Source organism: Microbacterium sp. 71-23 (assembly GCF_001897265.1).
In the GTDB taxonomy this organism is placed as follows: Bacteria; Actinomycetota; Actinomycetes; order Actinomycetales; family Microbacteriaceae; genus Microbacterium; species Microbacterium ginsengisoli.
In genome coordinates this window covers 14615-32268 of sequence record NZ_MKSL01000011.1, presented here as the reverse complement: position 1 = coordinate 32268, position 17654 = coordinate 14615, and the positions used below count along the sequence as shown (strand labels likewise).

Sequence of the window (17654 nt, the reverse complement as noted above, 5' to 3'; positions counted from 1 at the left end):
GTCGCGGGCGGAAGGTTTGCCCGATTCTATCCGGGCGCCGATCCCCCTCGGCGCATGAAGTCGGGCCTCAGCGGCCGGAGCCGGCGTAGACGACGGCCTCGTCGTCACCGTCGAGCCCGTAGGCGGTGTGCACCGCGCGGGCGGCGGCGGCGACATCCGACCCACGCACCACCACGGAGATACGGATCTCGGACGTCGAGATCATCTCGATGTTGATGCCGGCGCTCGACAGCGCGTCGAACAGCGTCGCCGACACACCCGAGTGGCTGCGCATACCCGCACCCACGACCGACAGCTTGCCGATCTGGTCGTCGTGCAGCAGCGCCTCGAAGCCGACCTCCGCCTGGTCGGCGGCGAGGGCGCGGAGGGCCGCCGCGGCATCCGACTTGGGAAGCGTGAACGATATGTCGGTGCGACCGGTGGCGGCGGCCGACACGTTCTGCACGATCATGTCGACGTTCGCGCCCGACTTCGCGACGATCGTGAAGATCTCGGCGGCCTTGCCGGGAACATCGGGCACCCCGACGACCGTGACCTTGGCCTGGCTGAGGTCGGTGGCGACGCCCGCGACGATCGGCTCTTCCATGTGCTCTCCCTGTGCGAGACGCTCGGCACGGGCGTCGGGGCCGAGCACCAACGTCCCTTCGGCCGAGCTGAACGATGACCGGGCGTGGATGGTCACGCCGTGACGACGGGCGTACTCGACCGCCCGGATGTAGAGGACCTTGGCGCCGTTGGCGGCGAGCTCGAGCATCTCCTCGCTCGTGACGACGCCGAGCTTGCGGGCCTTCGGCACGACACGGGGATCGGCGGTGAAGATGCCGTCGACGTCGCTGTAGATCTCGCAGACGTCGGCGCTCAGGGCGGCGGCGAGCGCGACGGCCGTCGTGTCCGACCCGCCACGACCCAGAGTCGTGATGTCGCGGGTGTCGCGGTTGAAGCCCTGGAAGCCCGCGACGATGACGATGGCGCCCTCATCGAGCGCCTCGCGCAGGCGCACCGGGGTGACATCGACGATGCGCGCCGCGCCGTGGGTGGCATCCGTGATCATGCCTGCCTGGCTGCCGGTGAACGAGCGCGCCTCGAAGCCCATCGAGTGGATCGCCATCGCCAACAGCGCCATCGAGATGCGCTCGCCCGACGAGAGCAGCATGTCGAGCTCGCGCGGCGCCGGGATGGGGGCGACCTCGTGGGCGAGGTCGAGCAGCTCGTCGGTCGTGTCGCCCATGGCGCTCACCGCGACGACGACGTCGTGCCCGGCACGCCGCGTGTCGACGATGCGCTTCGCGACCCGCTTGATGCTCTCGGCGTCGGCGACGGACGAGCCGCCGTACTTCTGCACGATCAACGCCACAGTGGAACTCCCGGGAATATGCCTGGCGCACGGATGCCGCGCCCGACCGTCCATTCTAGGCAAGGCCGCATCGCCGATCCGCCATGTGTCCGGCGGGACGGGCCGCGATGCGTCAGACCGCGCGGCGCCCCTCGAAGGCACGCCCGAGCGTGACCTCGTCGGCGTACTCGAGGTCGCCGCCGACCGGGAGGCCCGAGGCCAGTCGGGTGACGGCGATCTGGAGCGTCGTGAGCAGGCGGCTGAGGTAGGTCGCCGTCGCCTCGCCCTCGAGGTTGGGGTTCGTCGCGAGGATGACCTCGGTGACCGTGCCGTCGGCGAGGCGCTGCATGAGCTGCGCGATACGCAGGTCATCGGGACCGACGCCGCCGATCGGGCTGATCGCCCCGCCGAGCACATGGTAGAGACCGCGGAACTCCCGCGTGCGCTCGATCGCCGCGACATCCTTCGCGTCTTCGACGACGCAGATGAGCGTCTGGTCGCGGCGCGGATCGCGGCAGATGGCGCAACGCTCCTGCTCGGAGACGTTGCCGCAGATCTCGCAGAACCGCACCCGCTCGCGGATGTCGACGAGCAGGGTCGCGAGCCGCGACACGTCGAAGCTCGGGGTCTGCAGGATGTGGAACGCGATGCGCTGCGCCGACTTCGGGCCGATGCCGGGGAGACGCCCGAACTCGTCGATCAGCTCTTGGACGATGCCGTCGTACATCAGGCGAACCTCGTCGGCGCCGAATAGGGCTCCTCACCCACGAACCGGGCGTCGAGCAACTGGCGTACGACGGCCTCGCCGTAGCGCTCGGGTCCGGTGGCGACGCGCGGCGTCGGCGGGGCGATGACCGGCGGGGCACCGACGCCGGCGTCGGTGTCGAGCTCGTCGTCGACGTCGTCGTCCTCGTCGACGGCCACCGACGGTGTCGTTGCCGTAGGCGGCAGCACGTCGCCGTCGCGCGGCGGCAGGTCACGGTCGGGCGTCGGCACGGCGTCTTCGGGTTCGTCGTCGACGGCGAACTGCGCGGGAGCGACCGGCTCGGGCGCGATCGGTTGCGGCGCGGGCGGGGCGACCACGGCGCGGGGCGCAGCGGATGCCTCGACCCCGGACGGTGCCTCATCGTCGCCCGGGATCGGAGCCACCGCCCAGTCGGTCACCGAGGCGGCCGCGGCCGCCGATGCCCGGGCCGGCGTCGGACGCTCGCTGCCGGACCTGCGGGACGGCGGTGTGGCGGCGACACCGCCGCGCGGTGCGGGAGGCTCGGGCGCGGACGCACCGTCGGCGGGTCCGTCGCCCTCGTACCGGGCGATGTACTTCACCCGGATGCCGAGCACCCCGGAGATCGCCTGGCGAAGGTCTTCGCTGGGCCCGGCGCCCGCGGTGCGCTTCTTGAACGCCGCGAGGTCGGTCTGCGACGTGAACGCGAGCGTGAGCACATCACCCTCGAGGGACACCACCCGAGCCGACGAGGCGACCAGCCACGAGGTGCGATCGATCGTCTCGAGACGGGCCAGCACCTCGGTCCACGCGTCGCGCACGTGCTCGGTGGTGAGAGGCCCGGTGGGTGCCGCACGCACGGGGGCGACCGGGTCGGTGACGGCGGCGGCTGACGCGACGGGCTCGGTCGGCTCGGTCGCAGGAACGGGCTCGCTCGAAAGGACGGGAGCGGGCTCGCTCGGGCCGGCCGGGGCCGGGGCCGGCTCCGACGCACGAGCGGGTGTCACCGGCGGCGCGGCGGGCGCCGACGCGGCCGCGACGCCTGACACCGCCGCCTCCCCCTGCGTGAGCACGCGAGCGATCATGAGCTCGAGCTGCAGTCGGGGCGATGTCGCGCCGCTCATCTCGTCGAGGGCCGCCACGACCACATCGGCGATGCGCGAGAGCAGTGAGGCACCGAACGTCGTGGCCTGGCGCGACATCCGCTCGATCTCCTCCTCGGACACTCCGCGCAGCACGGCAGTCGCACCCCGACCGACTGCTGCGATGACGATGAGGTCGCGCAGCCGCTCGAGCAGGTCTTCGACGAACCGCCGCGGGTCTTGTCCGGTCTGCACCACGCGGTCGACCGCCGCGAAAGCGGATGCCGCGTCTCCCCCGCCGAGGGCATCGACGATCTCGTCGAGGAGCGCACCGGGCGTGTAGCCGAGGAGGGCGACCGCCCGGTCGTAGGCGACCACGCCGCCCTCGGACCCGGCGATGAGCTGGTCGAGCAGTGAGAGCGTGTCACGGGGCGAGCCGCCTCCGGCACGCACCACGAGCGGCAGCACACCGGCCTCGACCTGCACGCCCTCGCTCTCGCACAGCTGCGCGACGTAGTCGAGCATGGCAGCCGGCGGCACGAGCCGGAACGGGTAGTGGTGGGTGCGCGAGCGGATGGTGCCGAGAACCTTCTCGGGCTCGGTCGTCGCGAAGATGAACTTGACGTGGTCGGGGGGCTCCTCGACGAGCTTCAGCAGCGCGTTGAAGCCCTGCTGGGTGACCATGTGGGCCTCGTCGAGGATGAAGATCTTGTAGCGGTCGCGGGCCGGCGCGAACACGGCCCGCTCACGCAGGTCGCGGGCATCGTCGACGCCGTTGTGGCTCGCCGCGTCGATCTCGACCACATCGAGCGACCCGCCGCCGCCGCGTCCCAGCTCGACACAGCTGTCGCACGTGCCGCACGGGGTGTCGGTCGGGCCCTGCGCGCAGTTCAGGCAGCGCGCGAGGATACGCGCAGAGGTCGTCTTGCCACAGCCGCGCGGACCCGAGAACAGGTAGGCGTGACCGACCCGGTCGCCGCGCAGCGCCGTCATGAGCGGCTCGGTGACCTGCGACTGCCCGATCATCTCGCCGAACGCCTCGGGGCGGTAGCGGCGGTAGAGGGCGGTGGTCACCCCGTCACTCTACGGTGTGGGTGGGACATCAGGCCGGGCCCGCGGCATCCGTCTCGGCGATCGGCGTCGCCCCGGTCACGACCGGGATCGATGTCGTCGGCGTGGGCACGGAGGCCACCAGCAGAGAGCCGTCCTCGCGGCGCGAATCCTTCATGATCTTGCGCAGCGTCGGGCGCCCGGGCTTGACCGGGCCCTGCCCGTCGAGCGCGATCGAGAGCTCCTCACCGCCCGCGATCGTGTACTCGCGACCGCGCACCGTGAAGGTGGCCGAACCCTCGCCCGGCTCCGCGACCACGAGCAGCTCGTCGCGACGGACCGTGATGTCGAGGTGCGTGCCGTGCCAGCGCAGCGCGAAGGCCAGCTCGGGCCAGTCCTTCGGCAGGCGCGGGTCGAACGACAGCTCGCCGTAGTGGTCGCGCATGCCGCCGAACCCGCTCACGAGCGAGGTCCAGACCCCACCGGCGGATGCCACGTGCACGCCGTCCGACGCATTGTGGTGCAGGTCTGCGAGGTCGACGAAGATGCCGTCGAGGAAGTACTCGAGGGCGAGGTCCTGATAGCCGACCTCCGCCGCGAGGATCGACTGCACGACCCCCGACAGCGTCGAGTCGCCCGTGGTCAGCGGGTCGTAGTACTCGAAGTCCGCGAGCTTCTCCGCGCTCGTGAAGTGGTTGCCCTGCAGGAACAGGGCGAGCACGACGTCGGCCTGCTTCAGCACCTGGTAGCGGTAGATCACCAGCGGGTGGAAGTGCAGCAGCAGCGGCCGCTGGACGGCCGGGGTGTTCTCGAGGTCCCACAGCTCACGCTCGAGGAACACGCTGTCCTGGGGGTGGATGCCGAGGGCTTCGCTGTAAGGGATGTGCATCGCCTCGGCGGCCATCTCCCACGCGTCGGGCTCCTCCGCGTCAAGGCCGAGGCGCTCGGCCATGAGCCGGAACTCCTCAGGGCGCTCGACCTCCATCTCGCGCACCGTGCGGGCGGCGAAACGCAGATTGAAGCGGGCCATGACGTTCGTGAACAGGTTGTCGTTCACGACTGTCGTGTACTCGTCGGGACCCGTCACCCCGTGGATGTGGAAGGTCGCGGCATCCTCTTCGTCGCTCTCGCGCCAGAACCCGAGCGTCGCCCACAGCCGCGCGGTCTCGACGGCGATGTCGACGCCCTCACGGTAGAGGAAGTCGTCATCGCCTGTCGCCCGCACGTACTTCGCGAGCGCATAGCTCACGTCGGCGTTGATGTGGTACTGCGCGGTGCCCGCCGCGTAGTATGCCGACGCCTCCTCGCCGCTGATCGTGCGCCAGGGGAACAGCGCCCCCGCCTCGTTGAGCTGCTTCGCACGCTTGCGCGCGGCCGGGAGCATGAGGAAGCGCATGCGCAGGGCGTTGCGCGCCCAGAGCGGGCTCGTGTACGCGAGGAAGGGGAGCACGTAGATCTCGGTGTCCCAGAAGTAGTGGCCGCTGTAGCCGGAGCCCGAGACGCCCTTCGCCGGCACGCCCTGGCCGTCGGCGCGAGCCGAGGCCTGCGCGAGCTGGAACAGGCACCACCGGGTCGCCTGCTGCAGGTCCTCGTGACCGCCGATGCGCACGTCGGAGCGCTTCCAGAAGGCGTCCATCCACTCGCGCTGCTGTGCGAACACCGCGTCGGCACCGAACTCCGCGCCGCGGTCGAGGGTGCGGCGGCACCGATCGACGAGCTCGCCGGCGGGCACCCCACGGGACGTGTGGTAGGAGACGAACTTCGTCAGACGCACAGGAACACCGGCCTTCGCGTGCACGCGGAAGACGTTCTTGGCGATGTCGGGCTCGATGAGGCGGCGCGACGTGTAGTCGTTCGCGGTCTCGATGATGTGGTCCGCCGCGACGGCGATCGTCATCCCCGATGCGGTGACGCGGTAGCTCAGCACCGACCGGTCGCCGTCCTGCCAGTAGGTGTCGGGTTGCAGCACCCGCTGCGCGATGCGCTCGGCCTTGCGCGGGTCGAAGCCCGCGCCGGCCTTGCCGGAGCCGGGCGTGCCCCCGTAGATGTCCTCGCCGTCCTGACGGTTGACGAGCTGGCTCGAGATCGTGACCGGTGCGTCGTCGTTGAGCACGGTGACGTCGATGCGCATCACCGCCAGGTGCTTCTCCTCGAAGGAGACGAGCCATTCGAGGTCGATCACGACCTCCTTGCCCGAGGGGGTGCACCACAGGATGTGGCGTCGCATCGCCCCGTCGCGCAGGTCGAGCACGCGCTCGTACTCACGCAGGTCGGCGACGTCGAGCGTGAGCGGCTCGTCGTCGACGTAGACGCGGATCACCTTCGCGTCGGGAGCGTTGATGATCGTCTGGCCCACCTCGGCGAACCCGAACGCCCGCTCGGCGTGATGGATGGGGAACGTCTCGTGGAAGCCGTTGACGAAGGTGCCGTTCTCGACCGCGTGCCGACCCTCGGGGTGGTTGCCGCGCAGGCCGAGGTAGCCGTTCCCGACCGAGAAGATCGTCTCGGTCACCCCCACGTCATCGAGCGACGGTCGCGTCTCGACGAGACGCCAGGGGTCGACGGGAAAGCGGTCGCGATCCATCATGGGCAGGCCTTCGGCTCGGGTGGGCGGAGAGGTGTCGAGTCAGTCTATGAAGCGGATGTGTCGGGCACGAACACGCCGAGGTCGGGAACGACGACGGATGCCCCGGCCTCCGCCAGCGACCCCTCGCCGACTCCGCGGTCGACGCCGACGACGAGGCCGTATCCGGCCGCGACGGCCGACCGCACGCCGCTGAGAGCATCCTCGACGGCGGCGCTGGTGGCGGGGTCGACGCCGAGGAGCCGGGCCCCGGCGGCGAACACGTCGGGTGCGGGCTTGCTCGCGAGGTTCTCGTTCTCGGCGAGCACCCCGTCGACGACGACCTCGAACCGGTCGCGCAGCCCGGCGGCGCGCAGCACCTCGTCGGCGTTCTTCGAGCTGGACACGACGGCCACGGGCACGCCCTGGTCCTGCAGCAGGTCGAGGAGGGCGACGGAGCCCGGATAGGGCTCGATGCCCTCGGAGCGCAGGATCGCCGCGAACACCTCGTTCTTGCGGTTGCCGATGCCGCAGACCGTGTCACGGTCGGGCGTGTCGGAAGGCTCACCCCACGGCACCTCGATGTCGCGCGAGCGCAGCAGGCTCGCGACGCCGTCGTACCGCTTCTTGCCGTCGAGGTACTCGAAGTAGTCGGTGTCCGTGTACGCGGGCGTCACGTCCCAGGCCGCGAACAGCTGCTCGAACATGGTGCGCCACGCGTGCATGTGCACCTCGGCGGTCGGCGTGAGCACGCCGTCGAGATCGAACAGCACCGCGTCGTAGGTCGTCAGGTCGGGCAGGGTCACGTCGCCTCCGAGGGTCTCGTGGATGGTCCGGGTCCGCTCGTCCAGCGTAGCCACCGCACGCCCTAGCCCGAAGGCCGGCCGCAGCGCCCGGGTGCGTCGGCTGATCCGCGCGTCCCGCACGCTCAGGTGCGGGCGACCTGCAGCGTCTGCCGGGCGATCTCGAGCTCCTCGTTCGTGGGCACGACGAGCACGGTGACAGGTGAGTCCTCGGCCGAGATGACGCGGATGCCGCGGCCCCGGGCCGCGTTGCGGACGGGATCGATCAGCACCCCGGCGTAGCCGAGGGTCGCGAGCGCCTGCGCGCGCACCACGGGGACGTTCTCGCCGACACCCGCGGTGAAGCTGATGACGTCGGCGCCGCCGAGCTGGGCGAGGTAGGCGCCGGCGTAGGCGCGCAGGCGATGGATGTACACGTCGAACGCGAGCACCGCGGCATCCTCGCCCTGTTCGACGCGCGCGAGGATGTCGCGCATGTCGGACGCGCCCGCGAGCCCGACGAGGCCGGACTTCTTGTTGAGCAGGTCGTCGAGCTCGTCCGTGGTCATGCGCGCGCGTCGCGCGAGCTGCAGCAGCACGGCCGGGTCGAGGTCGCCCGAACGGGTTCCCATGACGAGCCCCTCGAGCGGGGTGAACCCCATGGAGGTGTCGACGGAGCGGCCGCGGTCGATCGCGGTGACCGACGCGCCGTTGCCGAGGTGGAAGACGATCTGACGCAGGTCGCGCAGCGGACGGCCGACGAACGCCGCGGCGGCTTCGCTGACGAACTTGTGGGATGTCCCGTGGAACCCGTACTTGCGCAACCGGTACCGATCGGCCAGGTCGCGGTCGATCGCGTACGTGTATGCCTCGGGCGGCATGGTCTGGTGGAACGCGGTGTCGAAGACCGCGACATGGGGGATGTCGGGGAAGGCGGCCCGCGCGGCACGGATACCCTGCACCGCACCGGGGTTGTGCAGGGGCGCGAGCATCGACAGGTCGTCGATGTTGATCTCGACGAGCGGCGTGATGAGGGTCGGCTCGAAGAAGCGCGCCCCGCCGTGCACGACGCGGTGCCCGACGGCGAGCGGCGGGCGCTCGGTGAGCGAGGGACCACTCTCGGCGAAGGCCTCGAGCATCACCGCGAAGCCGGCCGCGTGGTCGGCGATGGGCAGCTCCCGCTCGGTGGTCGCGTCGAGCACGGTGGGGGCCGCGGCATCCGACCCGCCGAAGGCGGCTGCCGTCACCGTGTGCCGGGCGCGGCCGTCGGCCTGCCCGATGCGCTCGACGAGACCCGAGGCGAGCACGGACTCGGTCGACATGTCGATCAGCTGGTACTTGAACGACGACGACCCGCTGTTGACGACCAGCACGACGCTCATGCCTGCTCCCCCTTCGGCGCGGTCTCGCCCTGGGCCTGGATGGCGGTGATCGCGATGGTGTTGACGATGTCGTCGACGAGGGCGCCGCGCGACAGGTCGTTGATGGGCTTGTTGAGCCCCTGGAGCACAGGTCCCATGGCGATCGCGCCGGCCGAGCGCTGCACCGCCTTGTAGGTGTTGTTGCCGGTGTTGAGGTCGGGGAAGACGAACACGGTGGCGCGCCCGGCGACGGCCGAGCTCGGCAGCTTCTTCTGCGCGACGGCCGCGTCGGCAGCGGCGTCGTACTGGATGGGTCCCTCGACGAGCAGCTGCGGGGCGCGTTCGCGCACGAGGGATGTCGCCTCCCGCACCTTGTCGACGTCGGCGCCCGACCCCGACTCCCCCGTCGAATACGACAGCATCGCGACGCGCGGCTCGATACCGAACTGGCCGGCCGTCTCGGCGGAGGAGATCGCGATGTCCGCCAGCTGGGTGGCGGAGGGGTCGGGGATGACCGCGCAGTCGCCGTAGACGAGCACCCGGTCGGCGAGGGCCATGAGGAAGACACTCGAGACGACCGAGACATCCGGCCGGGTCTTGATGATCTCGAACGCGGGCCGGATCGTGTGGGCGGTGGTGTGCGCGGCGCCCGAGACCATGCCGTCGGCGAGCCCCAGGTGCACCATCAGCGTGCCGAAGTAGGAGACATCCGTGATGGTGTCGGCGGCGCGCTCGAGGGTCATCCCCTTCGCCGCGCGCAGTCGCGTGTACTCCTCGGCGAAGCGGGCGCCCAGCACCGGGTCGAACGGACTGATGATCCGCGCGGCGGAGATGTCGATGCCGAGGGTCATGGCGCGTCCGCGCACGGCCTGCTCGTCGCCGAGGATCACGAGGTCGGCCACCCCGCGGGCCAGCACCGTCGCCGCCGCCCGCAGCACCCGGTCGTCGTCGCCCTCGGGCAGCACGATGCGCTTGCGGTCGGCACGGGCGCGCTCGATGAGGCCGTACTCGAACATGAGCGGGGTCACGACCGTCGGCCGCACGAGGCCGAGCAGCCGCGTCAGCTCGGCGGTGTCGATGTGCCGCTCGAAAAGCGCCAGGGCCCGGTCGTAGCGGGCCGGCGACTCGGCGGCGAGGCGACCGCGGGTGTTCATGATGTGCACCGCGGTGTCGTAGGTGCCGAGGTCGGTGGCGATGATCGGCAGCGGCGAGCGCAGGCCGTCGATGAGCCGGTCGATGGGCTCGGGCAGCGCGAACGGGCCGTTGAGCACGACGGCAGCGACCGACGGGAACGTCCCCGACGCGTTGGCGAGCAGGGTCGCCAGGAGGACCTCGGAGCGGTCGGCCGGGATCACGACGACGGCGCTCTCGGTCAGCCGCGGGAGCACGTTGACCATCGACATCCCCGCGACGACGACGCTCAGCACCTCACGGTCGAGCAGCGCCTCGTCGCCCTTCAGGAACGTCGCCCCGAGCGAGCGCAGCACGCCGCGCACCGACGGTGCGACCAGCAGGGTGTCCTCCGGCAGCGCCCAGATCGGGATGCCGCGGGCCGGGCTCTGCTCGACGACGTCGCGGATCGCGGCGACGACCGCGTCGGCGTCGGGGTCGGTGCGGTTCGCGACGATGGCGAACAGCTCGGCCCGGGAGGCGCGCAGCTCGCTCAGCGCGAGGCTCGTGATCTGACCCATCTCGTCGGGGGTGCGGGCGAGGGTCGATCCCAGCTGCTCGCTCTGCCCCTGCTGGGCGCGACCGCCGAGCACCAGCAGCACGGGGGCGCCGAGGTTCGCCGCGATGCGGCCGTTGTAGCCGAGCTCCGCGGGGCTGCCGACGTCGGTGAAGTCGCTGCCGAGGATGACGACGGCGTCGCAGACGGCCTCGATCGCCTTGTACCGCTCGACGATGACGGCGAGCGCCTGGTCGGGGTTGTCGTGCACGTCGTCGTAGTGCACGCCGATGCACGCGTCGTAGTCGAGGTCGACGCCGTCGTGGGCCAGCAGCAGGTCGAGCACGTAGTCGCGCTCGTCGCGGGACCGTGCGATGGTGCGGAAGACGCCGACCCGTGCGGCGCTGTGGCTGAGGGCGTCGAGCACGCCCAGCGCGATCGTCGACTTGCCCGAATGACCTTCGGCGGACGTGATCAGGATGCTCTGCGCCACCCCACCAGCCTATGCCGGGCCATGCACGGACCGCCGGGCGCGAGCGCCGGAACAATCGGCGAACATCCCCGCAAAAGAAAGACTCTCCGCGAACCCGGCAGAGCCCGGTTACCCTTGCTACGTTTCCGTCCTGGGGGAGTTGGCCTGGATGCCGCCTCGCGGAGAGCGACCTCGAGTCTACCCGGATGCCGCGGCCTCCGCGACGCGCACGACGCATCGGCTCCACTGGGCGATCCGAGAATCGGCGCCCAGGATTCGCCCAGCCCCGCATAGGCGGCGCACAGCTACGATCGGCCTAGACCGAGGCTCCGCCCGGCCTACGAAGCGGCTCTCCCCCGGGAGCCCCACCGATGTCGGGAGCACGTATGACGGATGTGACCGAGGCGCCCGCGACGCTGGATGCGGCACGATTCGCCGAGCTGACGGGCGCGATCGTGCAGGCCGTGGGGTCGGTCATCGACGGAAAGCCGGATGCCGTGCGAGCAGCGCTGGTGACGCTCCTCGCCGAAGGGCACCTGCTCATCGAGGACGTTCCGGGCGTCGGCAAGACGATGCTCGCCCGCGCGCTGTCGGCCGCGATCGACGCCCGGGTGCGTCGCATCCAGTTCACCCCCGACCTCCTGCCGAGCGATGTGACCGGCGTCTCGGTGTTCAACCCCGCGACCCGGGATTTCGAGTTCACCCCGGGCGCGATCTTCGCCGACGTCGTGATCGCCGACGAGATCAACAGGTCATCGCCGAAGACGCAGTCGGCGCTGCTGGAGGCGATGGCCGAGGGTCAGGTGACGGTCGATGGCCGCACCCATCTGCTGCCCTCGCCGTTCTTCGTCGTGGCGACGCAGAACCCCCTCGACATGGAGGGGACGTACGCCCTGCCCGAGGCGCAGCGCGACCGGTTCATGATGCGCATCTCGATGGGGTACCCGGATGCCGCAGCCGAGGCCGAGATGCTGCGCCAGCGTGACACCGCCAATCCGATCGACCTCGTCACCCCGGTCGTGGGGCTCGCCGAGCTCGACGAGCTGATCCGGTGGGCGCGGCGGGTGCATGTCTCCCCCGCGGTCGAGGAGTACGCCGTGTCGCTCGCTGCGGCGACGCGCTCTCACCCCGAGCTCCGGCTCGGTGCCTCGCCGCGCGCGACGCTCGCTCTCGTCCGGGCCGCGAAGGTGTGGGCAGCGCTGGATACCCGCACATTCGTCATCCCGGACGACGTCGCGACGCTCATCTCCCCCGTGTTCGCGCACCGGCTCATCCCGACACGGGTCTCCGGCGGTGCCGGCGACGACCGGGTGCGGACAGTGATCGACGAGATCGTGCAGACCGTGCGCGTGCCGCTCGGCGTGCGGGTCTGACCACGTCGCCGTGCGATCCTGGCCCTTGACCCTGCGGGGCACCGGTGCCCTCGTCGTCGCGCTCGGATGCCTCATCGCCGCCCCGATGCTCGGACTCGAGGAGCTCGTGTGGTTCGCCGTGCTGCTGATCGCAGCCGTGCTGTGGGGCGCCGTCACGCAGTTCGGCCTGCGTCGTCGCCTCGACGCGACGCGGCAGGTCGTGCCCGCCCTGCCGGCCGTCGGCGAGGACGCGCGGGTGCGCGTGCACGCCACTGTGCACGGCTCGCTGCCGGTGCCGCCCGGGCAGTGGCGGGACCGCCTCCCCCGAAGCCTCGCCGGGGATGCCCGCGGCGTATTCCCCGCTCTGCGACCCGGGTCGGGGTCGCGCACGATCGAGCTGAGGTACGGCGTGCGCCCGCGGGTGCGCGGCATCCATCGACTCGGCCGCCTGCAGGTGACCTCGACGGATCCGTTCGGCCTGGTGCGGCGCTCGCAGGCCGCCGGTGAGGCGACCGACGTCGTGGTGACGCCCGAGCTCGTCGATGTGCCGGCCCTCGCCGCGATGGCGGTGCAGACCGGGGGCGCGTTGCCGGCGGCGACGAGCCGGCTGGGCCAGGGCGCGGACAATCTCATCCCCCGGGCATGGGCACCGGGCGACTCGATGCGTCGCATCCACTGGCGCGCGACCGCCCACCGTGACGAGCTCATGGTGCGTCAGGAGGAGCAGGAGGCCGCTCCCGAGGCGACGGTCGTGATCGACCTGGATGCTGCACGCTGGCCGGCGCGGGCGAGTGCACCCGGCGGCGACCGGGGCTTCGAGGCAGCGGTCTCGGCGTGCCTGTCGATCACGACCCATCTGGCGCGAGAGGGCTTCGCCGTGAGCGTCGTCGACGCGCACGGCACCCCCCTCGCGGAACGAATCGACCCCGAAGAGCACAGCGGTCTCGGCGATCTCGCCTTCCTCCTCGCGACCGTGGCGCCGACGGGTACGGGGGGAGGGCTGCATCGGCTCGCCGAACGGTTCACGGGCGGCCTCACGGGCCCCGTGATCCTCCTCGCCGGCAGCCTGGGTCTCTCGGATGCCGCGCCTCTCGCGACGATCGCCCCGCACTCCGCCCTGCCGATCCTGCTGACCGCGGCGCCCGAGTCCGGCGCGCTGCCCGCGGTCCGCGCACGCGGATGGCGCGCAGCCGCGCTGACGGGCGCCGAACCGCTCGCGACGGTGTGGCAGGAGCTCGAACGGCGCGCGGCGGCATCCGAGTCGGCGGCGACGGAGGGCGAAAGCGCATGAGCGACGACCCCACCGCACACGACCGGGTGTTCGCGACACGGGACGCATCTGTGGCTCGACGTCCGCGTCGCACCGCGCGGGGCACGTTCCGTCTCACCGTGGGAGCGTTCGTCGCGCTCGTCGCGGCGCTCCTTCCCCTGCTGCGAGTGATCACTCCCGGCTTCTGGCTCGCCGCCGCGCTCGGTCTCGCCGCGCTCGTGCTGACGATCGGGTACCTCCTGCGCGTGCGCGGGATGCCGGCATGGGCGGTCAGCCTGATCGAGCTCGTCGTGTGGATGCTCGGCGTCACCGGCCTCTTCTTCGCCGGTCAGGCGTGGCTGCTCGTCATCCCCTCGCCGGCGGTCTTCGCCGCCGTGCCCGAGGTGCTCTCGCGCGCGGCGCAGGACATCATCACCGGCTACGCGCCGCTGGATGCCACGGCCGCGATCGCGTTCCTCCTCGTCTCTTCGGTCGCACTACTCGCGATCGCGCTCGACCACATCGTCGTGACCGCGCGGATGCCGCTTCTCGCCGTGGTCGCGCTGCTGACCGTGGCCCTCATCCCGACGGTGTCGGTGCAACGGTCGATGCCGACGTGGGAGTTGGTGACGCTCGGGGCGACCTTCCTGCTGCTGTTCCGGTTCGAGACCCACACCCGCCGGGAGCCGGAGCGACCGGGCGCGGTGCGCACGGCAGCCGGGTTCGTGCTGGGCGCGGCCGCCCTCGTGACGACGCTGATCGTTGCGCCGCTGCTCCCGACGCTGAACCCGGTCGTCCTCGTGCCCGGTTCGGTCTCGGTCGGCGTGGACGCCTCGATCGATCTGGGCCGGAACCTGCGCAATCCCGCCTCCACCGAGATCCTCACGGTGACGACCGACACCGGATCGGCGCCGTACCTGAGACTCGCGACGCTCTCCCTCCTGCAGGGGTCGGGCACCTGGGTGCCCGACGCGCCGTCGACGACGGCGATCGGATCCGACGGCACGTTCCCGGCTCAGGCGCTCGGGAGCACCATCACGACGACCGAGGCGCAGACGCAGATCGACATCAGCCGCCTCGACACCACCTGGCTGCCCGTGCCGTACCCCGCGGCATCCATCAGCGGCCTGACCGGATCGTGGGCGATCGCCGACCAGAACCTCACCGTCGAGTCCCAGGGCGGATCGACCCGCGGCCAGCAGTACACCGTGACGACGACGAGTCCGCAGCCCACCCTCGAGCAGATCGAGGCCGCACCGGCCCGCTCGACGAACTCGATCTACACCGTGCTGCCGCAGAACCTGCCGACGATCATCACCTCCGACGCGCAGCAGGTCACCGCGGGGGCGACGAGCGCCTACGACAAGCTGATCGCGCTGCAGACGTGGTTCCGTGGCGACGAGTTCACCTACTCGCTCAACGCGCCGGTCGAGCAGGGGTTCGACGGATCCAGCGCCGACGCCGTCGCGCGATTCCTGCAGGTCAAGTCGGGCTACTGCGTGCACTACGCCTCGGCGTTCACGCTGATGGCGCGCTCCCTCGGCATCCCCACGCGCATCGTGATCGGCTACCTGCCGGGGACGTATTCGTCGTCGACTCCGGACACGGTGACCTACAAGGTCGTCAGCGACCAGCTGCACGCCTGGCCGGAAGCGTACTTCCAGGGCATCGGGTGGGTGCGCTTCGAGCCGACGAAGAGCCTCGGCGTCTCGACGAGCTTCGCACCGGGGTCGGGTACGTCCGGCACCGTCGACAGCTCGGGCTCGACACCGCAGCCGACCGCCTCGAGCGCGCCGACCGCCGCCCCGAGCGACCAGCCGTCGACCGCACCCACCACGGGCACGACGACGTCGACCACCTCGACGAGCGGACCGGCGATCGCTGCCATCGTTCCCTGGGCGCTGGGTGCGGTGCTCGTCATCGCCGTTCTCGCGGTGCCGGGCGTGCTGGGCGCCGCACGCGCGAGACGGCTGCGCGCAGCTGCGGCCCGTGGGGACGCGGTCGCCGCATGGAGTTGGGTGCAGGATGCCGCGCGCGATGTGGGAGTGCCCGTGAGCGCAGCGGCGTCGCCTCGTGAGTTCGGCGCCGCGCTCATCGCGCAGCCCGGCGTGCCAGCCGAGGCGGTGTGGAGACTCGTCGACGCGGTCGAGCGGGCGGCATACGCCCCGCCACCCGCGCCGACGGGGCGTCGCGCCCGGCGTGCCGCGAGCGGAGACCCGGCGACGGCGGATGCGGCCGCTGCGGTGCGTTCCGGCGTGCTCGGGTCGGTCGCACCCGCGCGCCGGCTGATCGCCCGAGCCTGGCCCCGGTCGTTGTGGGCGCGGGAGTGAGTGCGACTCTTCCGAGCGGCCGATCCGCTCGGTAGTCTCGGTCGAATCCGTGCGCGGGCGAAGGTGCGGGGGCTCATGGGGGTCGGACGAGCGAGGGTGCCGGGGGTGCCGGTCGATGTCCGTGTGCCGCGGGGATGGCCGACGCCCAACGATCGGTGGGTGCGGGAGAACGCGATGTGGGTGCCACCTCCGGGCTGGACTCCGCTGCCGGGCCTACGGCCTGCGCCCGCCGGATGGCGGTTCTGGCGACCGAATCGGCTGTGGCCGATCGTCGCCCGAACCCACCTGAAGCGCTCGCGCACCTGGTGGGCGGTAGCCGACGGACTGCTGCTGCTCACCTTCGCCTGCGGCGTGTTGACCGCGCGCGTCCACGGCGCGGGTCTCACCATCGTGGTGACCCAGGCGCTGGCGGTGGCGACGGTCGTCGTGATGATCGCCGCCGCGAGGATCCGATGGCAGGCGCAGCGCCTGGCGCAGGTGGTCTTCGCCTCGCTGGCGGCAGCGGGCCGGCAACGGCGGCTCGACGATGCGCGTCAGGCAGCTGCATTCGGCGAGAAGAGCATCGATGACGTTGCCGTGGCTCACGATGCGGCGGCATTCTCGGAAGGCCCCCACACAACCTTCGCACCTGAGCGGCGCGCGTTCATCGCACGCACGGCGCTCGTCGTGTTCGCTGTGCTCGTCTTCGGCGTCGTCATCCTGTCGGCGGTGACGCGGTGAGGCCCTGCGCAGCGCGTGCGGTGAGGCTCGGCTAGGATGATCGAGGCCTTCGGGCCATGGAGGATTCGCCTAGTGGCCTATGGCGCACGCTTGGAAAGCGTGTTGGGTGAAAGCCCTCGGGGGTTCGAATCCCCCATCCTCCGCCATCGAACCGGCTGTCGCGCTTCCGAGCGCGGCAGCCGGTTCGTCGTGGAGTCGGCGCTGTCAGCGACCGAAGATCTCGCCGAGCCCCACATCGCCGAGCTGGTCGCCGAGTCCGCCGAGCTGGTCGCCGATGCCGGTGACCTGATCCCCGAGGCCGCCGACGACTCCGTCGGCCCCGGCGGCGACCCCCTCGACGTCGACGCCCTGCGCGAGCTGATCGATGTCGACACCGAGACCCGCAGCGTGCTCGAGGTGGGGCGCGGCGACGGCGCTCAGCATCGCGCCGCCCGCAACCGCGCCGAGCAGGCCCAGCGCGGCCCCGCCGGCGCCGACGGCCGCGGCCCCGCCGCCCGCGCGAGCGAGGATGCCCCGCATGCGGCCGGGGCGCTGCGCCTCCGCCCGGCCGGCCGCCCGCGCAAGGTCGCCGGGCGATGAGGAGCGCGGCTGCTCGTGCACGGGCAGCTCGGTGCGCATGCGTCGCTCGATCACTCCGCGCTGGTCGGGTGTGAGCCGGGCGAACGCGTCGCGGTGGATCTGCTCGATGTGCTGCGGGTCGGCGGTCTGCATCAGGTAGTCGTAGCGCGCGATCGCCTGACGATCGGCGGCCGATGCAGCCGTCGCGTCGCTCCCGGGGACCGGCGGCGGGGTGAGCGGATCACGAGCGGATGCCGCGCCCTGCCCTCCGACCGAGCGGCGCACCTCGCGCACCGTGTCGGAGTTCAGGGCGTTCTTGGCGAGGTCGAACAGACGGGAGAAGGAGCTCATCTCGAACCTTTCGTGGCGATGGGTGCGGCCGCGGCATCCATTCGTCGAAGGCCCGAGCGCA

The 17654-nt window shown here is 71.4% G+C and carries 12 protein-coding genes, 1 tRNA gene and 1 other RNA gene; 5 read left to right on the top strand and 9 right to left on the bottom strand.

Features of this window, described 5'->3' with window-relative positions:
- Window positions 1-67: 67 nt before the first annotated feature.
- The 8 genes from BGO15_RS02645 to ffs all read right to left on the bottom strand — a co-directional run bounded on the left by BGO15_RS02645 (window position 68) and on the right by ffs (window position 11225).
- Entirely contained in the window at window positions 68-1354 is a 1287-nt protein-coding gene (locus BGO15_RS02645) for an aspartate kinase (protein WP_045246322.1), read from the bottom strand.
- A 112-nt stretch (window positions 1355-1466) separates the two neighbouring features.
- The gene (gene recR, locus BGO15_RS02640; protein WP_056210041.1) at window positions 1467-2060 is read right to left on the bottom strand and encodes a recombination mediator RecR; all 594 of its coding nucleotides are present in this window, start codon (window positions 2058-2060) and stop codon (window positions 1467-1469) included.
- Window positions 2060-4213, bottom strand: coding sequence for a DNA polymerase III subunit gamma and tau (locus BGO15_RS02635; RefSeq protein ID WP_056519212.1), 2154 nt, complete (start codon window positions 4211-4213; stop codon window positions 2060-2062). The genes recR and BGO15_RS02635 overlap by 1 nt, the downstream gene beginning before the upstream one ends.
- Window positions 4214-4241: 28 nt before the next feature.
- Window positions 4242-6776, bottom strand: coding sequence for a glycoside hydrolase family 65 protein (locus BGO15_RS02630; RefSeq protein ID WP_056519210.1), 2535 nt, complete (start codon window positions 6774-6776; stop codon window positions 4242-4244).
- 44 nt (window positions 6777-6820) lie between these two features.
- Window positions 6821-7558, bottom strand: a complete 738-nt coding sequence (locus BGO15_RS02625; protein WP_045246317.1) for an HAD family hydrolase — start codon at window positions 7556-7558, stop codon at window positions 6821-6823.
- A 122-nt stretch (window positions 7559-7680) separates the two neighbouring features.
- Window positions 7681-8916, bottom strand: a complete 1236-nt coding sequence (locus tag BGO15_RS02620; RefSeq protein WP_056210039.1) for an acetate/propionate family kinase — start codon at window positions 8914-8916, stop codon at window positions 7681-7683.
- Entirely contained in the window at window positions 8913-11054 is a 2142-nt protein-coding gene (gene pta / locus BGO15_RS02615; RefSeq protein WP_056210037.1) for a phosphate acetyltransferase, read from the bottom strand. The genes BGO15_RS02620 and pta overlap by 4 nt, the downstream gene beginning before the upstream one ends.
- A 74-nt stretch (window positions 11055-11128) precedes the next feature.
- An RNA gene (gene ffs / locus BGO15_RS02610) (signal recognition particle sRNA small type) lies at window positions 11129-11225 on the bottom strand.
- 194 nt (window positions 11226-11419) lie between these two features.
- Here ffs and BGO15_RS02605 point away from each other — a divergent pair.
- The 5 genes from BGO15_RS02605 (at window position 11420) to BGO15_RS02585 (ending at window position 16830) form a co-directional block, all read left to right on the top strand.
- Window positions 11420-12406 (top strand): AAA family ATPase, encoded by a 987-nt coding sequence (locus BGO15_RS02605; protein WP_056519207.1) that lies wholly within the window; start codon window positions 11420-11422, stop codon window positions 12404-12406.
- A gap of 25 nt (window positions 12407-12431) precedes the next feature.
- On the top strand, window positions 12432-13676 hold the full coding sequence (locus tag BGO15_RS02600) for a DUF58 domain-containing protein (RefSeq protein WP_056210035.1): 1245 nt from the start codon (window positions 12432-12434) through the stop codon (window positions 13674-13676).
- Entirely contained in the window at window positions 13673-15964 is a 2292-nt protein-coding gene (locus BGO15_RS02595; RefSeq protein WP_056210033.1) for a transglutaminase TgpA family protein, read from the top strand. Before BGO15_RS02600 ends, BGO15_RS02595 begins: the two co-directional genes overlap by 4 nt.
- A gap of 354 nt (window positions 15965-16318) precedes the next feature.
- A complete protein-coding gene (locus BGO15_RS02590; RefSeq protein WP_156454762.1) occupies window positions 16319-16684 on the top strand; it encodes a hypothetical protein in 366 nt (121 codons plus the stop codon).
- 58 nt (window positions 16685-16742) lie between these two features.
- Window positions 16743-16830: transfer RNA gene (locus tag BGO15_RS02585), tRNA-Ser, on the top strand.
- A gap of 58 nt (window positions 16831-16888) precedes the next feature.
- Here BGO15_RS02585 and BGO15_RS02580 read toward each other — a convergent pair.
- Entirely contained in the window at window positions 16889-17593 is a 705-nt protein-coding gene (locus tag BGO15_RS02580) for a hypothetical protein (protein ID WP_056210029.1), read from the bottom strand.
- Window positions 17594-17654 lie beyond the last annotated feature (61 nt).